The organism is Pseudomonas yamanorum, assembly GCF_900105735.1.
GTDB lineage: Bacteria > Pseudomonadota > Gammaproteobacteria > Pseudomonadales > Pseudomonadaceae > Aquipseudomonas > Aquipseudomonas yamanorum.
This window is the reverse complement of record NZ_LT629793.1, coordinates 4,758,439-4,779,946: the sequence shown is the minus strand read 5'-3', so window position 1 is coordinate 4,779,946 and position 21,508 is coordinate 4,758,439. Positions and strand designations below refer to the sequence as shown.

At 60.3% G+C, this 21,508-nt stretch carries 17 protein-coding genes; 9 read left to right on the top strand and 8 right to left on the bottom strand.

Going from position 1 to position 21,508, the window contains the following annotated elements; all coding sequences use genetic code 11:
* Nucleotides 1-124 precede the first annotated feature (124 nt).
* From BLU46_RS22420 to BLU46_RS22385, 8 genes are all read left to right on the top strand, one after another.
* The gene (locus tag BLU46_RS22420; RefSeq protein WP_093205490.1) at nt 125-2,449 is read left to right on the top strand and encodes a TonB-dependent receptor; all 2,325 of its coding nucleotides are present in this window, start codon (nt 125-127) and stop codon (nt 2,447-2,449) included.
* Nucleotides 2,450-2,785: 336 nt separating this feature from the next.
* A complete protein-coding gene (locus BLU46_RS22415; protein WP_063027416.1) occupies nt 2,786-3,712 on the top strand; it encodes a glutamate/aspartate ABC transporter substrate-binding protein in 927 nt (308 codons plus the stop codon).
* Between the two features lie 194 nt (nt 3,713-3,906).
* Nucleotides 3,907-4,653 (top strand): amino acid ABC transporter permease, encoded by a 747-nt coding sequence (locus BLU46_RS22410; RefSeq protein ID WP_017480112.1) that lies wholly within the window; start codon nt 3,907-3,909, stop codon nt 4,651-4,653.
* Entirely contained in the window at nt 4,653-5,324 is a 672-nt protein-coding gene (locus BLU46_RS22405; RefSeq protein WP_043048812.1) for an ABC transporter permease subunit, read from the top strand. The genes BLU46_RS22410 and BLU46_RS22405 overlap by 1 nt, the downstream gene beginning before the upstream one ends.
* Nucleotides 5,321-6,055 carry an amino acid ABC transporter ATP-binding protein gene (locus tag BLU46_RS22400; RefSeq protein ID WP_003208734.1) on the top strand — a complete coding sequence of 245 codons (735 nt, stop codon included), beginning with the start codon at nt 5,321-5,323 and terminating at the stop codon, nt 6,053-6,055. Before BLU46_RS22405 ends, BLU46_RS22400 begins: the two co-directional genes overlap by 4 nt.
* Before the next feature lie 67 nt (nt 6,056-6,122).
* Complete coding sequence (gene aauS, locus BLU46_RS22395) at nt 6,123-8,024, top strand: two-component sensor histidine kinase AauS (RefSeq protein WP_063027412.1); 1,902 nt, start codon at nt 6,123-6,125, stop codon at nt 8,022-8,024.
* On the top strand, nt 8,021-9,361 hold the full coding sequence (aauR, locus tag BLU46_RS22390; protein WP_063027410.1) for a two-component response regulator AauR: 1,341 nt from the start codon (nt 8,021-8,023) through the stop codon (nt 9,359-9,361). The genes aauS and aauR overlap by 4 nt, the downstream gene beginning before the upstream one ends.
* A gap of 18 nt (nt 9,362-9,379) precedes the next feature.
* Nucleotides 9,380-9,709 carry a GlpM family protein gene (locus BLU46_RS22385; protein WP_172834602.1) on the top strand — a complete coding sequence of 110 codons (330 nt, stop codon included), beginning with the start codon at nt 9,380-9,382 and terminating at the stop codon, nt 9,707-9,709.
* Between the two features lie 880 nt (nt 9,710-10,589).
* Here BLU46_RS22385 and BLU46_RS22370 read toward each other — a convergent pair.
* From BLU46_RS22370 to BLU46_RS22345, 6 genes are read right to left on the bottom strand one after another with little or no spacing between them, the layout of a single operon-like run.
* Nucleotides 10,590-11,987 carry a sigma-54-dependent transcriptional regulator gene (locus tag BLU46_RS22370; RefSeq protein WP_093205484.1) on the bottom strand — a complete coding sequence of 466 codons (1,398 nt, stop codon included), beginning with the start codon at nt 11,985-11,987 and terminating at the stop codon, nt 10,590-10,592.
* Nucleotides 11,977-13,755 (bottom strand): sensor histidine kinase, encoded by a 1,779-nt coding sequence (locus BLU46_RS22365; protein WP_063027404.1) that lies wholly within the window; start codon nt 13,753-13,755, stop codon nt 11,977-11,979. The genes BLU46_RS22370 and BLU46_RS22365 overlap by 11 nt, the downstream gene beginning before the upstream one ends.
* Nucleotides 13,755-14,879 (bottom strand): GNAT family N-acetyltransferase, encoded by a 1,125-nt coding sequence (locus BLU46_RS22360; protein WP_017480104.1) that lies wholly within the window; start codon nt 14,877-14,879, stop codon nt 13,755-13,757. The genes BLU46_RS22365 and BLU46_RS22360 overlap by 1 nt, the downstream gene beginning before the upstream one ends.
* A 16-nt stretch (nt 14,880-14,895) precedes the next feature.
* Complete coding sequence (locus tag BLU46_RS22355; protein ID WP_063027402.1) at nt 14,896-15,762, bottom strand: alpha/beta hydrolase; 867 nt, start codon at nt 15,760-15,762, stop codon at nt 14,896-14,898.
* Nucleotides 15,759-17,153, bottom strand: coding sequence for an aspartate aminotransferase family protein (locus BLU46_RS22350; protein ID WP_003216473.1), 1,395 nt, complete (start codon nt 17,151-17,153; stop codon nt 15,759-15,761). Before BLU46_RS22350 ends, BLU46_RS22355 begins: the two co-directional genes overlap by 4 nt.
* A complete protein-coding gene (locus tag BLU46_RS22345) occupies nt 17,146-17,850 on the bottom strand; it encodes an MtnX-like HAD-IB family phosphatase (RefSeq protein ID WP_026078301.1) in 705 nt (234 codons plus the stop codon). Before BLU46_RS22345 ends, BLU46_RS22350 begins: the two co-directional genes overlap by 8 nt.
* Before the next feature lie 229 nt (nt 17,851-18,079).
* Here BLU46_RS22345 and BLU46_RS22340 point away from each other — a divergent pair, with 229 nt between their 5' ends.
* Nucleotides 18,080-18,850 carry a MipA/OmpV family protein gene (locus BLU46_RS22340; RefSeq protein ID WP_063027400.1) on the top strand — a complete coding sequence of 257 codons (771 nt, stop codon included), beginning with the start codon at nt 18,080-18,082 and terminating at the stop codon, nt 18,848-18,850.
* Nucleotides 18,851-19,680: 830 nt separating this feature from the next.
* Here BLU46_RS22340 and BLU46_RS22325 read toward each other — a convergent pair.
* Together BLU46_RS22325 and BLU46_RS22320 are read right to left on the bottom strand one after the other, a co-directional pair.
* The gene (locus BLU46_RS22325) at nt 19,681-20,337 is read right to left on the bottom strand and encodes a DsbA family oxidoreductase (protein ID WP_063027398.1); all 657 of its coding nucleotides are present in this window, start codon (nt 20,335-20,337) and stop codon (nt 19,681-19,683) included.
* 62 nt (nt 20,338-20,399) lie between these two features.
* Entirely contained in the window at nt 20,400-21,419 is a 1,020-nt protein-coding gene (locus BLU46_RS22320) for an alpha/beta fold hydrolase (RefSeq protein WP_063027396.1), read from the bottom strand.
* Nucleotides 21,420-21,508: the final 89 nt, after the last annotated feature.

Below are 21,508 nucleotides of genomic sequence, written 5' to 3'. Positions count from 1 at the left end.
ACTGCCCCGAGTAGCGATCAAGGACCGCAAAAAGTTTCATGATTTATTTGGTTACAAAGTATTACATTTGAGATCGCTTATCAATTACGATCGCATCTCACTAACACCAACAAGAGATAACTCAATGACTACCGGGATCAGTTCTGCCCCCCTTTCATCGCGGCATTTGCTCGCGTCGGCAGTGGGTTTGGCAGTGGCTGCGCAAGGAGGATTCAGTTATGCGGCGGAGACCGCACCAGATGACAACACAGGCGTCATCCAGCTCGGCGCGACCAGCATCGAAGGTCAGGCCCCAAGCCAGAGCGTCTACAACCCTGTGGCTCCTTCATCCCCCAAGTACACCGAGGCCCTGCGCGACACGCCGCAGACCATCACGGTTGTGCCCAAGGAAGTCATTCATGACCAGAACCTGCTGACCCTGCGCGACGTGCTCAGCACCGTGCCGGGCATCACGTTCGGGGCCGGCGAAGGTGGCAGCGGGTATGGCGACAGCATCAACCTGCGCGGCTTTTCCGCCAGCGGCGACATCTACGTGGACGGCGTACGTGACAGCGCGCAATACAGCCGCACCGACCCGTTCAACCTGGAACAGGTCGAAGTCGTCAGCGGGGCGAGCTCGGTGTACTCCGGTTCCGGTGCGGTCGGTGGCACCATCAACCTGGTGAGCAAGCAGCCAGAATTGCGCGACAAGACCACCATCAGCGCAGGCATTGGCACCGATAATTACAAACGCACCACTCTGGACACCAACCAGACGCTCAACGACACCACGGCGTTCCGCTTGAACCTGATGGCCCACGGTAACGATGTACCGGGGCGCGACTATGAAGATTACGAACGCTGGGGCATCGCGCCGTCTATCGCCTTTGGCATGGGCACGCCAACTCGCGTCACCGTCAGTTTCGAGCACCAGAAAGACAACAACACGCCGCAATACGGAATCCCCATCTACAACGGCAAGCCCATGCCGGGGGTGGGTTGGAGCGACTACTACGGCTACCACAACATCAATGACCAACAAATCACCTCGGATTCGTTCAGCCTGAAGCTCGAACACGACTTCAACGATGCAGTGTCCGTGCGCAACTTCACCCGCGTCGAGCGGGTACGCCAGGACCTGCGTGCCTCGGGTCCCGAAGGTGCATTGACCGGTTGTCTGGCCAGCGGCACCCAGATCACCGGCGCCCCTTGCGCCGCGGGCCTGCAGCCGGGCTACTTCCAGCCAAGCGGCGGCTCACTGGGTAACGAGCGCAACACCCAGAACAAGATGTTCACCAACCAGACCGACGTCACCAGCCACTTCAGCACCGGTTTCATCGACCACACGCTGGTGACCGGTATCGCTATCAGCCGCGAAGAATACGAGGCGGATACCGGTAAATGGCTGACCAACGCCAACGGCAGCACCATCGTCCCACCACCGGTCAGCTACAGCGACCCGAACTCCGAATGGTCCGGCCCCGTCAACTTCACCCGGGCCGCCCACATTGACGGCGCGCTGAACAATCGCGCCGCCTATGCCTTCGACACGCTCAAGCTCAACCCGCAGTGGGAAATCAACGGCGGCCTGCGTTACGAGCACAACGCCGGCAGCTCGGTGACCAATGCCTATTCCAGCACTGGCGTGGAAACACCCGGCACTCGCTACGGCCAGGCCGATGACCTGACGTCCTACCGCCTGGCGCTGGTCTACAAACCGGTGGAAAACGGCAGCTTCTATATTGCCTACGGCAACAGCAAGACCCCGTCCCAAGCCAGCGTCAACGGTGGTTGCTATACCCCGGCCAAAAGCTCAAGCATCGCCACCAACAACTGCGACGTCGACCCGGAAACCGCCGTCAGCTATGAGATCGGCACCAAATGGGACCTGCTCGACAACGCCCTGTCGCTGACCGGCGCAATCTTCCGCAATGACCGCACCAACTACAAAGTCGCCGATAACGACCCGAGCAACCTCAGTGGCACGCAAACCCTCGACGGCAAGGCACGTGCCGATGGTGTGGCGCTGGGCCTGAGCGGCCAGCTTACTGACCGCTGGAAGGTCTTCGCCAACTACACTTACCTGAACACCCGCGTGCTGCGCAGCGCCAGCGATTATACCCTGGCGACCACCGGCCTCGACGTGCAGAAAGGTGAGCCGCTGACCTTCACCCCCAAACATGCGGCCAGCCTCTGGACGGTGTACGACCTGCCTTACGACTTCCAGGTGGGCTACGGCATCACGGCGCAAACCAAGCAGTACCTGGTCAGCGCCGCCGGGGCACCGACTTCGCCCGGCTATGCGGTGCAACGTGCGATGCTCGGCTACAAGGTCAACAAGCAGCTGAACCTGCAGTTGAACGTCAACAACCTGTTCGACAAGGAGTATCTGACCCGCATCCGTAACAACGGTTGGGCGGTGCCCGGCGATGGCCGCGCCGCGGTTGTCTCGGCGGACTATACGTTCTGACAGAGCCACACCAAAAAGCCCCGGGAGCCACACGCCCGGGGCTTTTTCATGGGCGATACAGGCTCAGCCTGCCATTCGGTTTTCCGAACACCGCCCCCCGACTGATTCGGTTTGCCGGACCAGATCGGGGTAAAAATCCCGTCACACAAAGTTAATCTCCATATAAATCATACCCTTAACCTTTTATTACTGGTCTGGCACGACTCATGCTCTACACTCGTAGGCGATTGCCTGAGGCGCCTCAGGAGCCGTCATGGGCATTCGCAGAACTGTTTATATAAAAACGTGGCCGTACCAACCGGTCTCATAAAAAAAACAAATGTCGAGGAAGTATTGATGCGCATCGTTCCCCATATCTTGGGCGCAGCTATCGCTGCTGCTCTGATCAGCACTCCAGTTTTCGCCGCCGAACTCACCGGCACACTGAAGAAAATCAACGACTCCGGCACGATCACTCTCGCTCACCGCGACAGCTCCATTCCGTTTTCCTATATCGCGGATGGTTCGGGCAAACCCGTGGGCTACTCCCACGACATTCAGCTGGCTATCGTTGAAGCCCTGAAAAAAGACCTGAACAAACCCGACCTGAAGACCAAGTACAACCTGGTCACCTCGCAAACCCGTATCCCGCTGATCCAGAACGGCACCGCGGATATCGAGTGCGGCTCCACCACCAACAACGCCGAACGCGCCCAGCAGGTCGACTTCACCGTCAATATCTTCGAAATCGGCACCCGTCTGCTGGTCAAGAAAGACAAGGATGGCAAGCCGTCCTACAGCGATTTCGCTGACCTCAAAGGCAAGAACGTCGTGACCACCGCCGGCACCACGTCCGAGCGCATCATCAAGGCGATGAACGCCGACAAGCAGATGGGCATGAACGTCATCTCCGCCAAGGACCACGGTGAATCCTTCCAGATGCTGGAAAGCGGCCGCGCCGTCGCCTTCATGATGGACGACGCCCTGCTGGCCGGTGAAGAAGCCAAGGCCAAGAAGCCGGACGACTGGGTCATCACCGGTACTCCACAGTCCTTCGAAGCCTACGCGTGCATGGTTCGCAAAGACGACCCAGCCTTCAAGAAGGCCGTGGATGACGCCATCGTCGGCCTGTACAAATCCGGCGAGATCAACAAGATCTACAGCAAGTGGTTCGAGAGCCCGATTCCACCAAAAGGCCTGAACCTCAACTTCCCGATGAGCGACAAGGTGAAGGATCTGATCGCCAACCCAAGCGACAAGCCAGCGCCTGACGTAAAAATCTGATACCTGACTAAGCTTATGTCCTGAGGGAGCCAACCTCCCTCAGGCGTCTGTTACTACCTGCTGGCTTTAATTTTGGAACACTCGACCTGGCGGTTTTCGAGCCGATCGCGTGTGCCTGGCGTTCACCGTCGGGCGGGAAAGGATCTTCCCCAAGCGGGTGCTTGTACATCGATCGATCTCGAGGGGAGACCCTAATGAATTACAACTGGGACTGGGGCGTATTCTTCAAGTCCACCGGCGTTGGCAGCGAGACTTATCTCGACTGGTACATCTCCGGATTGGGCTGGACCATCGCCATCGCCGTCGTGGCATGGATTATCGCCTTGCTGCTGGGCTCCGTACTCGGCGTCATGCGCACCGTGCCAAACCGCATCGTATCGGGCATCGCGACCTGCTACGTGGAACTGTTTCGTAACGTGCCGCTGCTGGTTCAGCTGTTCATCTGGTATTTCCTGATACCCGACATGCTGCCGCAGAACCTGCAAGACTGGTACAAACAAGACCTCAACCCGACCACCTCGGCCTACCTGAGCGTTGTGGTGTGCCTGGGCCTGTTCACCGCCGCCCGTGTGTGCGAGCAAGTGCGCACTGGCATCCAGGCGTTACCACGTGGCCAGGAATCCGCCGCGCGCGCCATGGGCTTCAAGCTGCCGCAGATCTACTGGAACGTGCTGCTGCCCCAGGCCTACCGGATCATCATTCCGCCGCTTACCTCGGAATTCCTCAACGTCTTCAAGAACTCCTCCGTGGCGTCCTTGATCGGCCTGATGGAGTTGCTGGCGCAAACCAAACAGACCGCCGAGTTCTCGGCCAACCTGTTTGAGGCCTTCACCCTGGCCACGCTGATCTACTTCACCCTGAACATGAGCCTGATGCTGCTGATGCGCGTGGTCGAGAAGAAAGTCGCCGTGCCCGGCCTGATCTCCGTGGGGGGTAAATAATGGAATTCGATTTCAGTGGCATCATCCCCGCCATCCCGGGCCTGTGGAACGGCATGGTCATGACCTTGCAGTTGATGGTCATGGGCGTCGTCGGCGGCATCATCCTGGGCACGATCCTCGCGCTGATGCGCCTGTCGTCCAGCAAACTGCTGTCGCGCCTGGCCGGCGCCTACGTGAACTACTTCCGCTCGATCCCGCTGCTGTTGGTGATCACCTGGTTCTACCTGGCGGTACCGTTCGTGCTGCGCTGGATCACCGGCGAAGACACCCCGATCGGTGCGTTCACCTCCTGCGTCGTGGCCTTCATGATGTTCGAGGCGGCGTACTTCTGCGAGATCGTGCGGGCCGGCGTGCAGTCGATCCCCAAGGGCCAGATGGCCGCCGCGCAGGCCATGGGCATGACCTACGGCCAGACCATGCGCCTGATCATCCTGCCCCAGGCGTTCCGCAAGATGACCCCGTTGCTGCTGCAACAGTCGATCATCCTGTTCCAGGACACCTCGCTGGTCTACACCGTGGGCCTGGTGGATTTCCTCAACTCCGCCCGCTCCAACGGCGACATCATCGGCCGCTCCAATGAGTTCCTGATCTTCGCCGGTGTCGTCTACTTCATCATCAGCTTTTCCGCCTCGCTGCTGGTCAAGCGTCTGCAAAAAAGGTTTGCCGTATGATCTCTATCAAGAATATCAACAAGTGGTATGGCGACTTCCAGGTGCTGACCGATTGCAGCACCGAGGTTAAAAAAGGCGAAGTGATCGTGGTGTGCGGGCCGTCCGGCTCGGGCAAATCCACCCTGATCAAGTGCGTCAACGCCCTGGAGCCGTTCCAGAAAGGCGATGTGGTGGTTGATGGCACCTCCATCGCCGACCCGAAGACCAACCTGCCGAAACTGCGCTCGCGCGTCGGCATGGTGTTCCAGCACTTCGAGCTGTTTCCGCACCTGACCATCACCGAAAACCTGACCATCGCGCAGATCAAGGTGCTGGGCCGCAGCAAGGAAGAAGCCACCAAGAAGGGCCTGCAACTGCTGGAGCGCGTCGGCCTGTCGGCTCACGCCCACAAGCACCCGGGCCAGCTTTCCGGCGGCCAGCAACAGCGTGTGGCGATTGCCCGTGCGCTGGCGATGGACCCGATCGTCATGCTGTTCGACGAACCGACCTCGGCCCTCGACCCGGAAATGGTCAACGAAGTACTCGACGTGATGGTGCAGCTGGCCCAGGAAGGCATGACCATGATGTGCGTGACCCACGAAATGGGTTTCGCCCGCAAGGTCGCCGACCGGGTGATCTTCATGGACGCCGGCAAGATCATCGAAGACTGCCCGAAAGAGGAATTCTTCGGCGACATCAGCGCCCGCTCCGAGCGTGCGCAGCACTTCCTTGAGAAAATCCTGCAGCACTAAGCACTGCCCTGTTGTGGTGGGTCGGGCAACCCCACTCACCACAACTGGTTGACCCAAGGCATCTGTGATGAAATGCGACCCCAACCTCTTTCGCGCCGCGCCGCCATCACTTGCCGTGAAGCCTCGTCTGATTCGCCAGTTGTTCCTGCCGCCGCTGATTATCGCCCTGATGATCGGACTGGGTTACGTCGGCTTCTGGATCAGTGAGTTCTATGGGATCCGCACCCTCAGCGACACCGGCGAACGCCAGCTGGAATTGCACGCCCGCACCGTCGAGAGCGAACTCAGCAAATACACCTACCTGCCCAGTCTCCTGGAGCTGGAATCCAGCGTCTCCAAGCTGTTGGCGGACCCGAATCAAGAAACCCGCAAAACCGTCAACGACTACCTCGAAGGCCTGAACCGGCGCAGTCGCAGCCGGGCGATTTACGTGATGGATACCACCGGCCGCGTGCTGGCGACCAGTAACTGGCGCGACGCCGACAGTTACCAGGGTGAAGACCTGTCCTTCCGTGCCTATTTCCAGAATGCCGTGCGCGGCCAACCCGGCCGGTTCTACGGTATCGGCAGCACCAACGGCGAACCCGGCTATTACCTGGCCCATGGCCTGGAAGAACACGGCAAGATCATCGGCGTTGCCGTGGTCAAGGTACGCCTGGAAGCGCTGGAAGAGCGCTGGCAGCGGGCGCGCCTGGAGGCCTTCGTCAGTGACGAGAACGGCATCATCATTCTCTCCAGCGATCCGGCCCGTCGACTCAAGTCCGTGCGACCACTGAGCGATGACACCAAGGACCGCCTCGCCCACAGCCTGCAATATTACTGGGCGACGCTCAACGAGCTGGAGCCACTGGCCCGCGAGCGTCTCAATGAGGGCACTGAGAAATTAACCTTCCCGGCCAACAGCGAAGTGGTGGCCGACGAGCATGAGGTCAGCTACCTGGCACAGACCCGCCCGCTGAACGACACCCCCTGGAATTTCACCCTGCTCACCCCGCTGAACGACCTGCGCCGGGCCGCCATCAACCAGGGAATCCTGGTGGCAGTGGCCTTTGCGCTGGTGGCGTTCCTGCTGATTGCCTGGAACGAGCGCCGCAAGGTGATCGCCACCCGCCTCGCCGCCCGGGAAGCCCTGCAGGAAGCCAATAACCAGCTGGAACGACGGATTGCCGAACGCACCACCGACCTGCGGGCCAGCAACGAGCGGCTCAAGAGCCAGATTCGCGAGCGGCGCCAGGCCGAGGAAACCTTGCGCCGCGCCCAGGACGAACTGGTGCAGGCCGGCAAACTCGCGGCCATCGGCCAGATGTCCACCAGCATCGCCCATGAATTGAACCAGCCACTGGCCGCCTTGCGCACCCTGTCGGGTAACACCGTGCGTTTCCTTGAGCGAGGGGCGCTGGACACCGCCAGTGCCAACCTCAAGACCATCAACGAACTGATCGACCGCATGGGCCGCATCACCGCCAGCCTGCGCTCCTTTGCCCGGCGCGGTGATGACCAGGGCGAAGCCAACCTGGGCAAGGCGGTGGACGCTACGTTCCAGATCCTCGGCAGTCGCCTGGAAACCTTGCCACTGACGGTGCACCGCCACTTCACCAGTGCGCAATTGCAGATCGACCAGACGCGTCTGGAGCAGATCCTGGTCAACCTGATCGGCAACGCCCTGGACGCCATGCAGGCGCAACCGGCTCCCGAGCTGTGGCTGGAAGGCGACATCGTCGACGGCAAATACCGCCTGCAGGTGCGCGATAACGGCCACGGTATTGATCCCGAAGCCCGCAAGCATTTGTTCGAACCGTTCTTTACCACCAAACCCGGCGAACAGGGCCTGGGCCTGGGGCTGACGCTGTCGGCCAGCCTCGCGGCCGCCACCGGCGGCAACCTTGCCGTCGAGCATCCGGCCAGCGGTGGTACTGCCTTTGTCCTGAGTTTGCCGCTGGCGAGCCCTCAACAAGTCGAGTCGAAATGAACACAGAAAAAAATACCGACCTGACCGTCCTGATCGTCGAAGACGACCCTCATGTACTGCTCGGCTGCCAGCAAGCCCTGGCCCTGGAAGACATTCCCAGCGTGGGCGTGGCCAGTGCCGAAGAAGCCCTGACCCGTGTTGGCGAAAACTTCGCCGGCATCGTCATCAGCGATATTCGCCTGCCGGGCATTGACGGCCTGGAGCTGCTGACTCGCCTCAAAGCCTTGGATAAAAGCCTGCCGGTGGTGCTGATCACTGGCCACGGCGACATCTCCATGGCCGTGGGCGCGATGCGCAACGGCGCCTATGACTTCATGGAAAAACCCTTCTCGCCCGAGCGTCTGGTGGACGTTGCCCGTCGCGCCCTGGAGCAACGCGGGCTGGCCCGGGAAGTCTGGTCGCTGCGCCGGCAACTGGCCGAGCGCGACTCCCTGGAAGGCCGAATCATCGGCCGCTCCCCGGCCATGCAAAACTTGCGGGAGTTGATCGCCAACGTCGCCGACACCTCGGCCAACGTGCTGATCGAAGGCGAGACCGGCACCGGCAAGGAACTGGTCGCCCGTTGCCTGCATGATTTCAGCCGGCGTCATTCCCACCAGTTCGTTGCCTTGAACTGCGGTGGCCTGCCGGAGAACCTATTCGAAAGCGAAATCTTCGGCCACGAAGCCAACGCATTTACCGGCGCCGGCAAGCGCCGCATCGGCAAGATCGAACATGCCCACGAAGGCACGCTGTTCCTCGACGAAGTGGAAAGCATGCCGATGAACCTGCAGATCAAACTGCTGCGGGTGTTGCAGGAGCGCACCCTGGAACGCCTGGGTTCGAACCAGAGCGTGGCCGTGGATTGCCGGGTGATCGCCGCCACCAAGTCCGACCTCGACGACCTGAGCCGCGCCAACCAATTCCGCAGCGACCTGTACTACCGCCTCAACGTGGTAACCCTGGAACTGCCGCCCCTGCGCGAGCGCCGGGAAGACATCCTGCAATTGTTCGAACACTTCCTGCAGCAGTCGTCCCTGCGTTTCGACCGCACCGCGCCGGACCTCGATAATCAGACCCTGTCCAACCTCATGAGCCACGACTGGCCGGGCAACGTGCGGGAACTGCGCAACGTGGCCGAGCGGTTTGCCCTGGGTTTGCCGGCGTTTAAAAAGAGCGGTGCCAGCAGCGGTAACCACGGTTTGGCCTTTACCGAAGCGGTGGAGGCGTTCGAGCGCAACCTGCTCAATGACGCGTTGCAGCGCAGCGGCGGCAACCTGACCCAGGCCAGCCAGGAACTGGGGATGGCCAAGACCACGTTGTTCGACAAGGTCAAGAAATACGGGCTGAGCCACTAGGAGCGTATTGTGGATTTATTGCTGAAGGCGGCGTTGGGCGCGGGGGTGGTGTTGATTCTGGCTGCGCTGGCCAAGACCAAGAACTACTACATCGCCGGGTTGGTGCCGCTGTTTCCGACGTTCGCGTTGATTGCGCATTACATTGTTGGCAAGGGTCGGTCGGTGGAGGATTTGAAGACCACCATCGTGTTCGGGATGTGGTCGATTATTCCGTACTTTGTGTACCTGGCGACGTTGTATGTGATGGTTGACCGGATGCGCCTGGAGGCTTCGCTGGCGGTGGCGGCGGTGGCGTGGTTGATGGCGGCTACGATTTTGGTAAGCGTGTGGGTCCGGGTACACGCCTGACATACACCTATCAAAGATGTGGAGCCGGGTGGGTGTGTATATCCGTTATTTAGGTAACGGCCGCCTAGGGTTCCGCTCTTACAGCGGCTCACTTTTGAACAGCGCAAAAGTAAGCAAAACGCTCTTGCCCCACCACTCGGCACCTCGCCTAGGCTCGGTGTGCCCTCACTCCGGCTTTGGACCGTGGGCCGCCGTCATGGGCCATCCCTGGCCCAGGACGGCTAACCTGGCGTCCTGCCAGGTTACCCACGCTCCAAAGCCTGCGTTCGGCCAGCGTGGTTTAACGGGGCGCCTAAGATCAAGATCAAAAGCAAGATCAACAGCAAGAGCACAGCGGCCTACCGGCCGGCTTGAGTGTTGAAGAGCAAAATCAAAATCTAAAGCGGGCACGGTCAAATGTGGGAGCTGGCTTGCCTGCGATGGCATCGCCTCGGTGCATCTGAAAAACCGAGTTGTCTGCATCGCAGGCAAGCCAGCTCCCACAGAAAAGCAGAGCTGCATCAGCTTCAGATTTGGCTTTCGCTCTGGCTTTTGATCTGGCTTTTAACACTCAAGCCGGCCGGGAGGCCGCTGTGCTCTTGCTTTTGATCTTGATCTGACTGCCCCAATAAGCCCGAGGCCGAACGCAGGTATTGCGGAGCGGGTAAACCGGCAGGACGCCGGTTTAGCCGCGCCGGGCCATGGATGGCCCGTCGCGGCGGCCCGCGGAGCAATGCCGGAGTGAGGGGACACCGAGCCTAGGCGAGGTGCCGACAGGCGGGGCAGAGCCCTTTGCTTACTTTGGGGCTTTTCCAAAGTGAGCCGCTGTAAGAGCGGAACCATAAGTCGCCGTTACCTAAATAACGGATATGTACTCCCCCCCAAAAACGCTCAGCGCCCCCTAGCGAACAATCTTGTCCACCTGAATCCCCAGCTTCTTCAACCGATACCAAAAACTGCGCTCAGAAATCCCGATCTTCTGCGCCGCCGCAGCCTGCACCCCATTGCTCTCCTGCAACGCGGCCATGATGTATGCCTTCTCCACCTCGGCCAGCGCCGCATCCAGGTCGTGCGGCACACCCGGCCCGTTGCTGAGGATCGCACCCACCCCGTCTTCAGCCGGCTTCGAAGCAAACAGATACGCCGGCAAATCAATGTCCTCGATCACCGGCGTCGCCGCAACGATGGTCGCCCGCTCCACACAGTTCTGCAGCTCGCGAATATTGCCCGGCCAGGAATACGCCGCCATGGCCTGCAATGCCTCAGGGCTGAAACCGGTGATGCGTTTACCCGCCGTAGCACTCAAGGTCTGGGCAAAGTGCCGAGCCAGCGGCGCAATGTCTTCCACTCGCTCACGCAGGGCCGGCAGCGGAATCGGGAATACATTGAGACGGTAGTAAAGGTCTTCACGAAACTCTTTGTTCGCCACCGCATCCAGCAAATTCTTGTTGGTGGCGGCGATCACCCGCACGTCCACCTTGCGCTCCCGCGGGTCGCCCACCGGCTCGATCACCCGCTCCTGCAAGGCCCGCAGGATTTTCGCCTGCAGCGCCAACGGCATGTCACCCACTTCATCCAGAAACAGTGTGCCCTTGTCCGCCTGCTGGAAGCGCCCGACCCGGTCCGCCACGGCGCCGGTGAAGGCGCCCTTGCGGTGGCCGAACATCTCGCTTTCCAGCAAGCCTTCTGGAATCGCCGCGCAGTTGACCGCCACAAACGGCTTGTCGGCACGGTTGCCGTGTTTGTGGATGGCACGGGCGACCATCTCTTTGCCGGTGCCGCTTTCGCCCGTCAGCAGCACCGTCGCGTTGCTGTCGCGCACCGAGTCCACGGCGTGCAGCACGCGGCGAAACGCCGGGCTGTCGCCCACCAGGCTGTCGAACTGCGCCTGCTCATCCAGTTCGGCACGCATGCGTGCGTTGTCGCGCATGATGTCGCGAAACTGCAGGGCCTTGGCCACGGTGATGTCCAGCTCGTCGATGTCGAACGGCTTGGCGATGTAGTCGTAGGCGCCGTTGCGCATCGACTGCACCGCGTTTTTCACGGTGCTGTAGGCGGTCATCACGATCACCGGCAGGTGGGGGTAACGCACCTTGATTTCCGCCAGCAGCGCCGGCCCGTCCATGCCGGGCATGCGCCAGTCGCTGATCACCAGGTCGATGTCTTCCTGCTCCAGCACCTTGAGCGCGTGCAGGCCGTTGCCGGCGGTAAACACCTGGATCCCGCTCTGGCTCAAGGCCGACGAGAGCAAGTCACAGAGCTTGGGTTCGTCATCGACTACCAATACGTTATGCGTCATCACCATCCTCATCATCGCCGTCGTCTGCACCCTGAGCCGGAATGTACAGGCTGAAGGTGGCGCCGGCATCTTTCTCGCTGACACATTCGATGCTGCCGTCATGACTTTCCATGATCGAGAAGACTTTGGCCAGACCCAAGCCGGTACCCGAGGCCTTGGTGGTGACGAATGGCGTGAAGATCCGCTCGATCATGTCCGACGGAATGCCCTCGCCGGTATCGGCGATGCTGATCACCGTGTTGCCATTCACACTGCGGATGCCCAGGGTCAGGCGGCCGCCTTCGGGCATGGCATCGATGGCGTTGAGAATCAGGTTGAGGCACGCCTGCTTGAGCTGCTTGGCATCGGCGTAGATCGTCGCGCCGGGGGCCTGGTCATCGATATGGGCGTCGATGTTATGGGTCGACAACTCTGGCCCGCAGAAGCCGAGGATTTCCTCCACCACCGGCCGTGCCGCTTGCACCGTGCGCAACGGCGCGCTGGGTTTGGCGAAGTCGAGGAATTCGGTGATCAAGTCGTTGATCCGGCTGACCTCACTGATCACGTATTCAAGGTGGCGCTTGTCGGTTTCCGGCAAATCGGCGCGGCGGTGCAGCAACTGGGTGGCGGTCTTGATAATGCCCAGCGGGTTGCGAATTTCGTGGGCCAGGCCCATGGCCACTTCGCCCAGGGCATGAAGGCGGTCACGGCGGCGCAGCTGCGCTTCCAGGTGATGCAACTCACCGAGGCGCTCGGTCATGTGGTTGAAGGTGCTGCTCAGTTGCGCCAGCTCGTCGCCGCCGCTGACCGCCACACGGTGCTGATAGTTGCCCGAGATCACTGCACTGACGCCTTCGGACAGATCCCGCAACGGCCGGGTCAGGCGCTGGGACACCAACATGCCGGCACCGAGCGACAGCGCCGAGCTGAGCAGGAAGATCAACACGAACAGATTGCTCTGGTTCACCAGGCCCACCAGGCTGGTGTGCCGCAGCAAGCCACTGAAGATCACCCCTTGCAGCTCGCCGGCATCATTGAAGATCGGCCAGTACAAACCGCTGTAGTTACTGGTGAACTGTTCGCTGGGCTGCTTGGTACTGCGCAGCGCGGCTTCGATACTCGAAGGAATCCGGTTGGGGTGATCGACGAAGCGCTGGGTGGAGAAAATCTCCGAGAAACCGCTGGGGTTGGCCAGGTACAAACGCAGGTCCAGGGAGTGCACATCGGCCACACTGGTCAGGAAACTGCTGTCCAGGTACGTGGCCACCAGCAGTTGATAGTCGACACCGTCCTCGCTGGTCTCAAAAGTGGACACCACCACGCCCGTGGTCACGCCCGCCACCTGGACTGTCTGCAACACCGCATTACTCGCCAGGTTGATTTGCTTGACGATGTCGTCGGCGGCGGTGGTGAACACGATCTTGTGGTCACTGCTGCGGATCAACGCGACCACGTCGATGTCGGTGGCGGCGGCAATGTCGGCGGTCAGCTTGTCGTGCTTGGCGGCCTGGCGCGAAGAAGGCGGTTTGGTGTAGCGCAGGAACAGCTGGGCGACCCGGGCATTGTCGTGGAGGATGTCGCCGATCTCGTCCTTGACGATCTTGGTCGACTCCTGCAGCCAGATACGCACGTTGCTGTCGAAAATCTGCGACAACGTCGTCGCGGCAAGCTCCGCCGCGATCATCGTCGGAATCACGGTGACCAGCCAGAACGCCAACACCAGCTTGCGCTGGACGCTCCAACGCGAAATGGCAAAGGGGCGGGCTTTTGGGCGGGTCTTGTTGATCATCAGGTTTCGCTTATCGCAGCAGCCATGGCAGGGTCGGATCGATCCGGTCGGAGAAACACTTTTGCTACAAACAGCGCACGGTTGACCAGCCAGTTACGGTGGCGGAAAAACATGCTGTTGCCCTGAAACTCGCAGCCCAGCAGCAGCTTGCTGGCATAGCCGGCCTGACCGCATTCATATAACGCAATATTGTTGCGAATGCAGTACTCGACATTGGTTAGCCAACTGCGCACGGCCAGGTTGTATTCGCGGCTGTAATCACTGTCTTCGCCGAAAAACTTGTCAATCAGGCGATCCTGGTTGAGCAGGATCAGGTTGAACGCCACCAGTTGCTCGTCCACCCAATAAAGCACACAGACCGCACGTTCTTGCAGCTGTTCAAGGATACCGGTGAAATAGCCTGCCGGCAGTCGCTCGAACTGCAGGTCGGAGCGTTCCAGGGTGGCCTCATACAACGCCATGATGCGCGGCAATACATCGTCGATATTACGTCGCCACTCAACGCGAGGGCTTGGCGCACGCAGTTTGCGGCGCAAGTCCTTGCGGGTGGCTTTGTCCAGGGAACCCAGGTAGGCGTCCACTGAACCAAAAGGGATTGGCAACAAAGCCGTTGGCAGGCTGGGCATGCTCTGGAAGCCCGCGCCAAGGCAGCTGTTTGACCAGGCTTCATCCTTGGTCGGTGCGTCCTTGACCGCCACCAGCCCAACACCCAATGTATCGGCATCCTGGCGCGCGGCAGCGAGCAATTGCGCAAGCAACGCCTCGCGCCCTGATTCGGGAACGTGGCTGGCGATACCCGCATTGCACTGTTCTGCCACCGGCGAACCGATGGCATACAGGCCCAACTTCAAAACACCCGGCCACAGTCGCTCCAGGCGCTCGGTAAAGCGCTTACCTACGCCCGACACTGTCGTGTCGAGGCGATAACGCGTGATGAACGCCGGCGCGACCGCTACCAGCGTTGCATCGTCAAACACCGCAAGATAGCGCCACTGAAAATCATCGATAGCGGCATTTTCCACGGCCACGTAATAGTCCCAATCCTCCAGGGCATCGGGAAAACAGTCGTTCCAGGCACTGCGTTCGATGGCCCGAATGGTCGAAAAGGCTTGGGCGGTAATCACGTCTGATCCTTAGGGTTCAAGCCAACTGTCGATAATCTTCAGGAGCCTCTGTGGCATGTGCGTGTTGCTCGACAAACTCGGCACTCAACTCGATCACCCGGCGGTATTGCAGGTCGACGGTGATCATGTGGTAGCAGTTGTCCAGCAGGATCTTGGTCACGGGGCCGCCGAGGTGGCGTTCCACGTAATCGGCGTTCCAGCGGCTGGTGATGTCATCCTCGATGGAGTGCAGCACCAGGGCCGGGGTCTTGATCGACGGCATGAGTTTCTTCACCACGGCGTTCATCCAGTGCAACTCACGCACCGTGACGCCCTCCATGGTCAACAGCCCCGCCTCACTGCTCTCCCCTTCCTTCATTTGCCGCTCGACGATAGCCCGAAGGCGCTCGTTCTTGATGCCATAGGGCGGCTTTTCAGTGAAGCGGAACAGGCGCACACCAAAGGGAATGCGGATCAGCAAGGGCGTGATGAATGCCATCTTGTTGATGCTCCAGCCGTCGTACTTCAACGTGGTGGAGTACATCAACAAGCCTGCGACCTGGCCCGGAAACTGCGACGCCACGTACATCGACATCACCGCGCCCATCGACAGACCGCCGACAAACACCTGCTCGTGGCGCTGTTTCACGCCGACGAATGTCTTGCGCACGCCTTCGTACCAGTCCTGCCAGCCAGTGGCTTGCAGGTCGCTGTTGTCCCCGCAGTGCCCGGCCAGGGTCGGCACGTACACCGTGCAGTTCCCGGCCTTGGCCAAACCCTGGGCCACCCGACGGAGTTCCGTCGGGGTGCCCGTCAGGCCGTGGATCAACAGGATCCCGACCGGACCGCTACCGAGAACGAAGCCGGCATCACCTTCACCGAGGTCGATCTCGTGGCTGATCACCGTTTGGTCGCTCGCACAAGCAGTTGCTCGAGCAGCTTCAGGCCCAGGTCGATTTCCGGGTAGCTGATTTCCAGCGATGGAGCCAGGGTGATCACGTTTTTGTAGTAGCCGCCCACGTCGAGGATCAGGCCGAGTTTCTGACCGTCAACCACCATGTCGCCCTTCATGCCTTCCTCGACCATGTAGTCCAGGGTCGCCTTGTCCGGAGTGAAGCCGTCCGGGCCGCAGATTTCGCAGCGCAGGGCCAGGCCCAGGCCATCGACGTCGCCGATGATCGGGAAGCGCTTCTGCAGCTCTTGCAGGCCGGCCAGGAAGTATTTGCCCTTGGCCATGACCATCGCGCCGTAGTCGACTTCGCTGGTCATCTTGAACATTTCCAGGCCTACCGCGGTGCCCAACGGGTTCGACGCGAAGGTGGAGTGAGTGGAGCCTGGCGGGAAAATCTTAGGGTTGATCAACTCTTCCTTGGCCCAGATGCCGCCCAGCGGGTTCAGGCCGTTGGTCAGTGCCTTGCCGAAGACGATCACGTCAGGTTTGACGTCGAAGTGTTCGATCGACCACAGCTTGCCGGTACGCCAGAAGCCCATCTGGATTTCGTCGACGACCATCAGGATGCCGTGCTGGTCGAGGACCTGCTTGAGCTCGCTGTAGAAGTTCATCGGCGGGATTACGTAGCCGCCCGTGCCTTGGATCGGCTCGACGTAGAAGGCCGCGTATTCGCTCTGGCCGACTTTCGGGTCCCACACGCCATTGTATTCAGTTTCGAACAGACGGGCGAACTGCTGCACGCAGTGGCTGCCGTATTCTTCCTTGGTCATGCCTTTCGGGCCACGGAAGTGGTACGGGAACGGGATGAAGTTGGCGCGCTCGCCGAAGTGGCCGTAGCGGCGACGGTAGCGGTAGCTCGAGGTGATCGACGAAGCGCCGAGGGTACGACCGTGGTAGCCGCCTTCAAAGGCAAACATCAGGCTCTTGCCGTTGGTGGCGTTACGCACAACCTTCAGGGAGTCCTCGATGGACTGCGAACCGCCCACGTTGAAGTGCACGCGACCGTCGAGGCCGAATTTTTTCTTGGCGTCGACTGCGATCATTTCCGACAGCTCGATCTTGCCTTTGTGCAGGTACTGGCTGGCGATTTGCGGCAGGGTGTCGATCTGCTGTTTCAGCGCGTTGTTCAGGCGCGGGTTGGCGTAACCGAAGTTAACGGCCGAGTACCACATTTGCAGGTCGAGGTAAGCCTGGTCTTCGGTGTCCCACACGTAGGAGCCTTCGCAACGGCTGAAAATACGCGGAGGGTCGATGTAGTGAACGGTATCGCCGTAGGAGCAGTACTTGGCTTCTTTATCCAGAAGAACCTGGTCTTCTGCGGTAGCGATGCGGATATCAGACATGGTGGAAGAGTTCCTGATTGTCGGAAGAGGTGCTGAAAGCGTTGGCGTTGGCGGCGATGCCCTGAGGCAGCTTGGCCAGCAATGCCGGCAGTTCGGCGAAGGTGTCGAACCGCGCGTAAGGAATGTTGTTGGTTTCGCAGTAATCGGCCAGGCTGGCCTTGGCGAAGACGAAGTCGGCGGTGGAGGCCACGCACATGTCGGACTTGCCGTCGCCGATCACCAGCACGCGCTTGTTGCGCGGCGTGGACTTGCACTTGCAGTTGCCGGAAGCAGCACGGCAGGCGTCGCTGGAATACGGGAAGTCGATGCGCCAGCTGTTCTGGTCGACCTGGCGGAGGCGGTTGGCGAGGATTGGCAGCAAGGTCACATAGTTGCGCGACAGAATCCGCGCGATGCCTTGTTCGATGCCATCGCTGACCACTTCAATGGAAGCGCCCAGGCCCATGACATGGTCGACGAAGTCCGGGAAGTCCGGGTCGATCTCCACACTGTCGAAATACGCCAGCAACTCGGCCGGGGTTGCCTTGATCAGCGCCAGTTGACGGCTCAGGCATTCGCGCGAACCGATGTGCCCATCCAGCCATTCCTGCTCGATGGTTTCCCACTCTGGGCCGGCGAAGCGTTGGAGGACGTTGTCGATGACGTCGGTGGGAGTGATGGTCCCGTCGAAGTCACACACGATATGCCATTGGATCATCTGCATTTACCTATGAAGTAGGAACGCGCTGTTGCGCTTGCAGGGGATAGAGCATGGAGCGTGCCAAGTGCCACCATCCCCCGTTTTCAAAGGGTTTGGCGGGTATCGACGTGTAGTTGTGTCGAAACCGGCTACAATTTTTGTAGCTTGCTACAACCTAGATGAGTGCTTGCCTAAGGCAGGGCGTTTGCGCGTTCATGCGCGCATGTTCACAAAAGGATATGGCTTCATGTTCAGGGTTACTTTTGCTGTATTTGCCGGTTTATTTGGACTGTGGAGTGTTTCGAGCGCGGCGCTGGCGGACGGGATTACCGGTGAAGCGGGCGTGGGCGTCAGCTATCAACCCCATGATCCGACGGGCAGCCGCTACGAAACACAGCCGATTCCTTATTTCGACCTGGATTGGGGGAGTGTCAGCCTGGGTAGCGACGATGGGCTGACCTGGAGCGCCCTCAATACCCATGGCTTTACTGCTGGGCCTTATATCAACTACTTGCCGGGGCGGACGGCGAACGGTTCGTTGCGGGGCTTGCGGGACGTTCCGGATATGGCGGAGGTCGGGGGGTTCATTCAGTACGCTCCGGCTGAGTTCTGGCGGGTGTATGCACAGGTGGGTCAGGCCGTGGGCGGTGGGCATGATCAAAGTGGGGTGGTGGGTAAGCTCGGCGGGGAGTTGGGGTATCCGATGGGCCGCGGGATTATCGGCAGCACCGGTTTGATGGCGCATTTCGCCGATGCTCGGCAGGCGCAGACGTTTTTTGGGGTAGATGCCAATGAGGCTGCGGCTTCGGGGTTTCGGCCGTATAACGCCAGTGCCGGGTTTCAGAACCTGACGTTGACGCAGAGTTTTGAGTTTCCCCTGGATGCGAAGTGGTCGCTGTTGACCAGTGCCAGCTGGATTCACTTGGTGGGGTCGGCGGCCAATAGCAGTATTGTCAAGGAGACCGGGGATGTGAATCAGGGGCAGGTGCAGGGGGCTATCAGCTACAAGTTTGATTGAGCTGGGGGGGGCATATCCGTTGCTGCGGTAACGGCCTCTTATGGTTCCGCTCTTACAGCGGCTCACTTTTGAACAGCGCAAAAGTAAGCAAAACGCTCTTGCCCCACCACTCGGCACCTCGCCTAGGCTCGGTGTGCCCTCACTCCGGCTTTGGACCGTGGGCCGCCGCGATGGGCCATCCATGGCCCAGCGCGGCTAACCCGGCGTCCTGCCGGGTTACCCACGCTCCAAAGCCTGCGTTCGGCCAGCGTGGTTTAACGGGGCGCCTAAGATCAAGATCAAAAGCAGATCAAGAGCACAGCGGCCTCCCGGCCGGCTTGAGTGTTTTAGAGCAACAGCAAAATCAAAAGCTAAAGCGGGCACGGTCAAATGTGGGAGCTGGCTTGCCTGCGATGGCATCACCTCGGTGTACCTGATGCACCGAGGTGCCTGGATCGCAGGCAAGCCAGCTCCCACAGAAAAGCAGAGCTGCATCAGCTTCAGATTTGGCTTTCGCTCTGGATTTTGTCTTTGCTTTTAACACTCAAGCCGGCCGGTAGGCCGCTGTGCTTTTGCTTTTGATTTTGATCTGACTGCCCCAATAAGCCCGAGGCCGAACGCAGGTATTGCGGAGCGGGTAAACCGGCAGGACGCCGGTTTAGCCGCGCCGGGCCATGGATGGCCCGTCGCGGCGGCCCGCGGAGCAATGCCGGAGTGAGGGAACACCGAGCCTAAGCGAGGTGCCGACAGGCGGGGCAGAGCGTTTTGGTTACTTTTGCGCTTTTCAAAAGTGACCCGCTGTAAGAGCGGAACCATAGGAGGCCGTTACCGCAGCAACGGATATGCCCCCATCACCCCCTGCCAGCCTCACTGATAATCTGCCGAATCGCCCCAACAAAAGCCTCAGCCGGCTGCCCACCACTCACCGCATACTGATCGTTGAACACGATCGTAGGCACAGAAGTCACCCCACGAGAAACCCACAACTGCTCCTGCTCCCGCACCTCGGCGGCATATTCATCCGAAGCCAGAATCGCTTCAGCCCGTACCCGGTCCAACCCGACACCCTCGGCAATCCCCGCCAACGTCCCGTGATCCGACGGATCCTGCTGATCCGTAAAGTACGCCTTGAACAGCGCTTCCTTAAGGTTGTACTGCAACCCCTCAAGCCCCGCCCAATGCAACAGACGATGCGCATCAAACGTGTTGTAGATACGACTCTGCCCGTCGGTACGAAACGCAAACCCCAACTCCGCACCCATATCACGAATCCGCGCCCGGTTAGCCTGGGACTGCTCAGCCGTGGAACCGTACTTTTCGGTGATGTGCTCGGTAATGTTCTGGCCTTCAGCAGCCATGTTCGGGTTCAGCTCAAAAGGCTGGAAATGAATCTCGGCCTGCACCTCCGGACCCAGTTGGTCCAGGGCCTCGGTCAAGCCACGCAGGCCAATGATGCACCAGGGACACGACACGTCGCTGACGAAATCGATTTTCAGGGGAGTACTCATGACTAGGCAACCTCGCTGGCATTAAACGCCGGAAAGGTCCCACGATACACCCCGTCAAGCCCTTACAAAACCTTCGCAGGTACCACCGTGTCGATCTGCGCCCAATGCGCCGCATCCTGCCGATGCTCTTGCAAATAGGGCAAGACCGCCGCCAGCAACGGCGCCTTGAACGCCTCCTGGAAACGATGGGCCAGCCCAGGGATCAGCCGCAACTGGCTGCCCTGGATATGCGCCGCCAAGTGCACCCCATGCATCACCGGCAGCAGCGGGTCGGCCGTGCCATGCACCACCAGCGTCGGTACCCGCAGTTGATTGAGCAACGGCACCCGGCTCGGTTCGGCAAGGATCGCCATGATCTGGCGTTTCACACCGTCAGGATTGAACGCCCGGTCGTAAGACTGCGCCGCCTGCTGCAACAGCACCTTGCGATCATCCTTCACATAAGGACTGCCCAGCGCCGCCAGCAGGTCGGCCTGTTGTTCCAGGGCCACCTCACGATTGGGCGCGCTGCGCCGCGACAACAGTTGTACCAGCGCCGCACTCGGTGCCGGCAGGCCTTCGGCGCCGGAGGTGGTCATGATCAGGGTCAGGCTTTCCACCCGTTGCGGCGCCATGGCCGCCAGGTGCTGGGCGATCATGCCGCCCATGCTTGCGCCCAATACGTGGAATTGCTGGATATGCAAGCCGTCCATCAGGCCGAGTGCGTCGTCCGCCATGTCGGTCAGGGTGTAGGGCGCCGCCACTGGAAGGCCAAGTTTGTAGCGCAGCACTTCGAACGTCAGGTTGGCGCTGGCCGGTGCCTGGCGCCAGGTCGACAGGCCCACATCACGGTTGTCATAGCGAATCACCCGAAAGCCCTGCTCACACAGGGCCACCACCACTTCGTCCGGCCAGTGAATCAACTGCCCGCCCAGGCCCATTACCAGCAGCAAGGCTGGGTCGGAGGCGCGACCAATGCTCTGGTAGGCCAGGCTCACCTGTTCCAGATCGACCCGTTCAGTCGGAACATTCACATCACATCGAGAAGCCGCAAAGGACGGCAGGCCGAATAACAGAGCGGCCATGAAAAAAAACACGCGCATGAAAAACACCGAAACGCAGAACCCCAGTAGAGCGCGAGTCTGATGAAGTTTGTACAAGCGCGCTGCCACAGTTCAGTGACAGTTTGATG